Source organism: uncultured Fibrobacter sp. (assembly GCF_937877005.1).
GTDB lineage: Bacteria > Fibrobacterota > Fibrobacteria > Fibrobacterales > Fibrobacteraceae > Fibrobacter.
In genome coordinates, this window is the sequence record NZ_CALEFV010000125.1 from 1 (window position 1) to 6,321 (window position 6,321).

Annotated in this window: 7 protein-coding genes and 1 pseudogene; all 8 read right to left on the reverse strand. The window is 50.1% G+C overall.

What is annotated here, in order from left to right; all coding sequences use genetic code 11:
- Positions 1–15 precede the first annotated feature (15 nt).
- Positions 16–495 (reverse strand): FISUMP domain-containing protein, encoded by a 480-nt coding sequence (locus Q0628_RS06215; protein WP_298769195.1) that lies wholly within the window; start codon positions 493–495, stop codon positions 16–18.
- Positions 496–735: a hypothetical protein gene (locus Q0628_RS06220; RefSeq protein ID WP_298769197.1), complete on the reverse strand. Its 240-nt coding sequence runs from the start codon at positions 733–735 to the stop codon at positions 496–498.
- Positions 736–751: 16 nt separating this feature from the next.
- Positions 752–1,927, reverse strand: a complete 1,176-nt coding sequence (locus Q0628_RS06225) for an FISUMP domain-containing protein (protein ID WP_298769199.1) — start codon at positions 1,925–1,927, stop codon at positions 752–754.
- Between the two features lie 427 nt (positions 1,928–2,354).
- Positions 2,355–4,103 (reverse strand): carbohydrate binding domain-containing protein, encoded by a 1,749-nt coding sequence (locus Q0628_RS06230; RefSeq protein ID WP_298769202.1) that lies wholly within the window; start codon positions 4,101–4,103, stop codon positions 2,355–2,357.
- A gap of 5 nt (positions 4,104–4,108) precedes the next feature.
- Positions 4,109–4,942, reverse strand: coding sequence for a TIGR02147 family protein (locus Q0628_RS06235; RefSeq protein WP_298769204.1), 834 nt, complete (start codon positions 4,940–4,942; stop codon positions 4,109–4,111).
- Positions 4,943–5,129: 187 nt separating this feature from the next.
- Positions 5,130–5,372 (reverse strand): annotated as a pseudogene (locus tag Q0628_RS06240) (diaminopimelate decarboxylase); the annotation flags it as partial.
- A 125-nt stretch (positions 5,373–5,497) separates the two neighbouring features.
- On the reverse strand, positions 5,498–5,713 hold the full coding sequence (locus tag Q0628_RS15700) for an ACT domain-containing protein (RefSeq protein ID WP_366979060.1): 216 nt from the start codon (positions 5,711–5,713) through the stop codon (positions 5,498–5,500).
- A 46-nt stretch (positions 5,714–5,759) separates the two neighbouring features.
- Positions 5,760–6,321, reverse strand: a 562-nt coding sequence (locus tag Q0628_RS06245; RefSeq protein ID WP_298769208.1) for a site-2 protease family protein, incomplete at its 5' end; no start/stop codon positions are given.

The following is a 6,321-nucleotide window of genomic DNA, read 5'->3' on the forward strand; positions in this document are numbered from 1 at the left end:
AACCGACTTTTTTTGCTATGACAATAGAACCGTATAAAATGACTTGACAGAGCCAAAGCCACCGTAATATTCAGTAGACCAGAATCGTGCAACACCTGGGCCAAAGATTACCCCGTCAGGAAGCCGGGTCATCACCGAAAGCGCCGTAAAGCCGTAGGCATCTTCGCCATTGGCGGCATTACCATCGTAATCGGTCCAACCGGTCGTGGACTTGAGTTTTTTGCCGGCGACTTCTTGCCCTCCGACATTATCCACGAGGATTGCGAATTCCGTAGAGTCCGGGATATGCCAGCCCTCGGGGCATACGCCACGGGCCGGTTTTTTGATCGAACAAACGTCATCTTCGTCTTCGGTAAAGCCGCAACCCTTGCTGTTCGTGCTGTATGTGCCCGCGCTGTCCATGGCGGCACCCCATGTGTACATGCGACCATATTTGGTGCAGGAGTCTACGTTGCAGAAGCTATTTTCAACCTTGTGGTTCAGATTTTCGGCCATCTATATCTGGTCGCCGATGGTCACGTACTTGTAAACTATGCCGTCGCGTTCATCGCAGAAGTGCGTCGATTCATCGAAATCCGGGCACTTCGAGTTTTTGGGCTCATCCTTACCTTGTGCCTCTTCTTTTGCCTCTTTTTCGGGTTTGTCGGCTTTGGTCGCACTGGAGGCGTCGTCACCGCAGGCGGAAAGGAGAAGTACTGCTGTGGCCGTCAGGCCGAAAAGAATCTTGTTAGGCATGATGTTTTTCCTTTAGTTAATCCTTGAGGCAACGGATGGAATAATAGGTAATCCTCGACGAGGTAGAGAAAGAGACAGAATAGCTATCGATATATCCGATAAGAAGGACGTTATATGAGGAATTTCCGGTGTTATTGATCCAGAAGGCGGATGCACTTCCTCGTATCCGAGAGATCCATTTTTCTGTGTTAGCATTATATGAGATGTCACCGGAAGGAATGATTGAAAACCCATAATCGTCCGTTCCATTACAACTATTGCCGGAAGACTGGGAAACCCATCCGTTGGTAGATTTCAGTTTCATTCCAGCAACGTCTTTGCCGCCAACATAAGATATAAGGTTTTCGAACTCCTCCGAATTAGGTAGATGCCACCCAACTGGACAAACATTATTTGCGATATCCTTAGAATAATAACGGCCAGTGATTTCGCAATTGGCGGGATCGTCGTCATAACAAAAACTCTCGGCACTTGCGTAATTCAGGTTTTCTGCCATCCAGATTTGAGAACCGATAGGTACAACCCTGTAACGTTGGCTGTCACGAGAATCTTTTACGTATAAAATTCCGTTGTCGCAATAAGCTGGGGCCATTTTCTCGGGATCGTACGGGGTAGCTCCACATACCGCTTTATAAAATTCTACTGTCCGGCTATTCTTTCCGTCATTGCAGACTATTGTCAAGGTGCCTTCGCCATTATCAAAAACATTGCAACTGGAGCCTTTGGCGCCGGTTTCTCCTTGTTCTCCCTTTTCACCTTTCTCGCCATTCAAAATCACGCCTACGGAATCGCCGCTGCAGATAACTTTGTATCCGCTACTGTCGGCTAACTGTTCTACAGTACAAGAAGAACCGGTATCGCCCTTATCCCCTTTTTCTCCTTGGTCGCCTTTTTCACCGGTGTCGCCTTTGGCTCCCTGTTCGCCTTGGTCAACCTTATCGCCCTTTTCGCCGTCTTTGCCGTTCAGCGAGTTCCATTTTTTGTCGACGCAGACGTAGGCTGCAGCCGAATCAAGCGCGTAAACCATGGAGCCTTCGCTGTCCGTGTTGCACTTGGGCAAGGCTTCGCCCTTTTCCAGTACTTGCATTCCGGTGGTTTCATTGACTTCGGTCACCTCGGTAACTTCGTCGCCACAGGCAGAGAGGAGTAGTATTGCACTGGCCGATAGGCCGAAAAGAATCTTGGTGGACATTTTTCTCTCCTTTAGTTAGTCCTTTATACAGCGTACGGAGAAATTGTTTTCCATGGGGTCTTCCATCCATGCGCTGCCGTCGTCTTCTGTCAGGTACAGGTAATATGCACTAAAGCCACGGCTCTGTCAAGCCTTTTTATATAGCTGCGTGGTTATTTCCGAAAAACTGCGGTTCTGCTGCGGTTTTGACCTCGGCTCTGTCACACCAGACTGTATGGTTGCAAGAACGCTGCGGAAACCAAAAATGCCCAAAATAGCCTAAATTCTGCAATTCCGTAGTGAATAAACAGCTTCGGAGGGGCTTACGAAACCGACTTTTTTTGCTATGACAATAGAACCGTATAAAATGACTTGACAGAGCCATTTTGAAGACTCCGTCAAGTCATGCGGGACTGGTATAGTACGATTACACCCAATCTTTACCTGATTATTTTTCCGGGCAGATATAGTTCTTTTCATCTTCTGCAAAAGTCGCATTGGTCCATTCACCTTCAGTGCAGCAATATCCATCGGGCATGCTTCCATCCGGATTCTGTTCCAAGTACTTGTCGCAGTCCTTCTCATACCAATTGGAACCAAGGCAGATCTGATCTTCCAGAACCTTGCCTTCTGTCCCCTCGTCGCCACACATAGCAGGTTTCCACACCTTATCCGTGCAAAGAACCATCCTCTCGCTGGCGGCAGCTATTTTCATCTCGCCTGATTCACAAGGTTCCTCGAGCTTTTCAGCTTCAAGGTATCCCTTTCTATCTATGCAGCCGATACCCGTAATCTCAATAGAACCCGTTTCCCGGAAATGCCAGGTAAAGTTCGTCACCTGCCCGTTGACCCCTTCGATAGTTCCTTCGCCGCAAACACGGCCCCAACATTCGTATTGCAAGTAATCCCAGGGAATATAGACAGTTTTCCACTCATCACTGTCCGTAATATACATGTAGTAGTCACCATCTTCGCCACCCAAGGGTGATCCCACGACAAAATTGTGGCCGTTCCCCTTGTAGGAGTATTTTATGGCTTCGCAATCAGAATAGTCCTCCGGTTCGCCGCGCTCGTTCAGCCAATAGCCCAAACCCGCATAGTCGAAACCAATCTTTTTCCCGATATCAAACGTCGCCTTGATGGTATCGCCAGCGTTCCTATACGAAATAGTGGAGACACCTCTGTCCACCGAGTCCGTATAGGCTTTCCAGTCATCATAGATTTTCTTGAGCCAGCGGCCATCCTTGCACCTGAATGTCGCATGTGCAAGTTCGCTCATGCGGTTCATGTTTTCCTTCAATTCGCCTTCCGCCTTCTTGTCGCAGTCGCCGAGTCCGTAGTTTTCCCACCAAAACTTGTCAACCGTCTTCTCGAATTCCGGAATCGTATCGGAGAGTTCCCAGTCTTCCATGTTCTTGCGAATGGAGGCATAGTAGTCCCCCTCACTCCGTGCGCTTGCCCAGTCCGCGATCTTCGTCGCAGTCACGCTGTCGTCCCACACGCCGTCATCCTCGATGTCGTATGCGAAATCCGCAAGTCTCTCCGAAAATTCCGCCTCGGAAAGTTCTCCCTGCATAAGAATGCTGATGGCGAGCAGAACTGCGTTCCCCTTGCCGGACTCAAATATAGACAGGCCCTCGAACCCCTCGATGGATTCATCTGCGACTTGGAACGCCTTGAGGATTTCCTGTTCCGCCTGTTTTTTCGCCTCGGCCACGGAGGCCCCGTCATCTACCAGGTGCTGCATGCGTTCGTAGGCAAGGTGCGTGAGCAGGTTGATGTTCGCCGTCTCCCTGTCGGATACGTCCACCAGCGCATTGAGCGAGATAGATGCGGCCGAATTCTTGCCGCTCACTTCGTTGCGGTAGAAACCGTTTGCCTCCAGCAACACATACTGCGATTCCAGATTGAGGTGCGTGAAGCGGAAGTCGCCGCGATCGCTCGCAATCTTTCCCGTAAAGGCTCGACCGGTCTGTCCCAAGTTATCCACGTTCAGTTCGTAGAGCCTTACCGCAGAACCCTTCACGAAAGGTCCCTTCTCGGATACGCCCGCAATGGTCTTGTCCTCGATGGCAATCTGCGTCTCTTCGGTGGCACCGCCCGTATGCGTGTCTTTATCGTCGGAAGAGCATGCGCCCAATCCGAACGCGGTAAATGCAAGGGCAGTGTAACTGGCTATTTCAAAAAACTTCTTCATAAAGTTTAATCCTTCTTCGGCTTCACGCTCCACGTGAGCGGGAAAAGTTGCAAGTTCAGTCGATAGACGCGTTCCATGTCGTCGTCTTCGGTAGCGATGGCGATAATACGCCTTCTAAAATCCGCGAGTTCCTTCACTATCTTCTGGAACGACTTCTGCGTGAGCCCGAGCGTAAGGCCCGAAACGGAGCGCTCGGAAAGCGGCACGTTCTTGATGGCGTCAAGCGCGAAGGCACCCATCTGCAGGTGCATCTGCTGGACCGCGAGGGGCACAAAATCCATCTTGCCCGTAGAAACCGTCTTGTTAGTTTGTTCAAACTTATTCTTGCCGGCCTTTTTCAGGAGCCCCATAGCCGTCAGGTACTCTATAGTCGCAGACACCTGCTTCGCGGTGATTTTCGGCATGCACTGTACCGCCACCTGCTTTGGCTTTTTGCCGGGCATGTGAGGCACCAGCTCCCTGAGCACGGGGTTCAGCCACGATTCGAAATACCCCATGGATTTCTGCCCAAGCACATTGACGCGGTGCGCCTTAGATAAAGCCTGCATCTCTTCGAAATGCTTTTGCCTTATGGCTTCGCGCCTTGCCTGGTTGAACGCCACGAGCGACCTGAAATACGCAAGCTCGAAGCCTTCCAGCCCCATGGCCCGCGCAACACGCAATATTCCGGGCCCGCGAAGCCCAGACTTCCCCTCACATACCAGCTTCAGGTAAACCGGCGAGCGGAAGCCCGCAAGTTTCGAGAACTCGCGCCACGTTATCGCCGTGTGTGTTTTTTTGTCGCTGAACCAGTCGCGCATAAAGGCGTGATAGTCCTGGTATGTGATTACGGAATTCATTTACTAGGAATATATACGCTTGCTGCGAAAAACGGTGCGATAATAGATACAGAATCGCCAAAAAACAACTAATTTACGACAACATCACGAAAATTTACTTTTTTATGATACAAAAAAGCCTAAATTAAAAGAAAAGCGGAAATTTCCACTTTTCTTTATAAAGATTTTTTTTAGAGAATTTACAAAACTACAGGTCGATAGCCCTGTCGTTCTGCAACAGCTGCTCGAAGGTCTGCCTTTCGCGGATGACCTTCAATTCGCCGTTCGTGTACATAGTTTCGGCGGCATAGCGGCGGCTGTTGTAGTTGCTGCTCATGGCGGCACCGTAGGCACCTGCGTCATGGAGAATCAGCAAGTCGCCGACCTTCGCCTTCGGGAGCTTGCGGGTCACCACGAAGCCGCCTTCTTCCTGCGTGAACACGTCACCAGCCCGCAAGCGGTCTGGTGCGACAATTCGACCACAAAGTATGGTCATGCCCGACTAGGCGTATAAAATGGCTTGACAGAGCCATTTTGAAATTTTTGTCAAGTCCCTTCCGTATTTTTTTTGAAATATCACACCACGTCATATCCCGCATCAGACAAGACTTTCAGCGCTTTCTCGAAATTTTCGGCTTTCACAAGGATATAATCCGTATTGAATGTGGATACTGCAAAAATAGTATTTTGGGGTACATCATCTGTTTTGCATACGAGGGATATTTCTTCGTCGGTCTTGCCAATAAATACGTCTCTATCGAGAGCGACAAGGGGCCCAGCTCTGGATGGCAGAAAAGAACAGCCTGTAAGACACAAGCCCGAACTTGATAAGGCCACCTTATTTCAAGAACAGCGAGAGCTTGCCGAAGTCAAGAATCGTGATAAACACGAAGAAGCTGATGAAGAAGGCCGCGGCAACGTTTTGAATGACGGTCTGCGTCTTTGTCGAAAGCGGCTTGCCACGCAGCTTTTCGATACCGAGGAACATGAGGAGGCCGCCGTCGGTAATCGCGAGCGGAAGCAGGTTCATGACGCCCAGGTTAATGCTGATAAGAGCGAGCAACATCAAAAAGTCTTGGAAGCCGCTCATCCACACGTTACCCATCACGGCCACGATGGAAACCGGACCGGAGAAGGCATCGACCTTGACCTGCCCCTGGAACATGCGCTTGAAATAGCGGAAAATACTCGTGGTCATTTTCCAGCTGGTGGCGCAAGTTTTCGTGAAAGCTTCCACAGGACCGCGGCGCACAATTTTTGTTTCGCGGAAGAGCACATAGCCCATCTGGATGCCGACCATGTAGCGCTTGTAATCTTCGTTGTAAACCGGCGTGAGAGAATTGGTAAGCGTATCGCCGTTACGGATAACGGTGATGTTTACGGGTTCGCCCTTGCTGCCG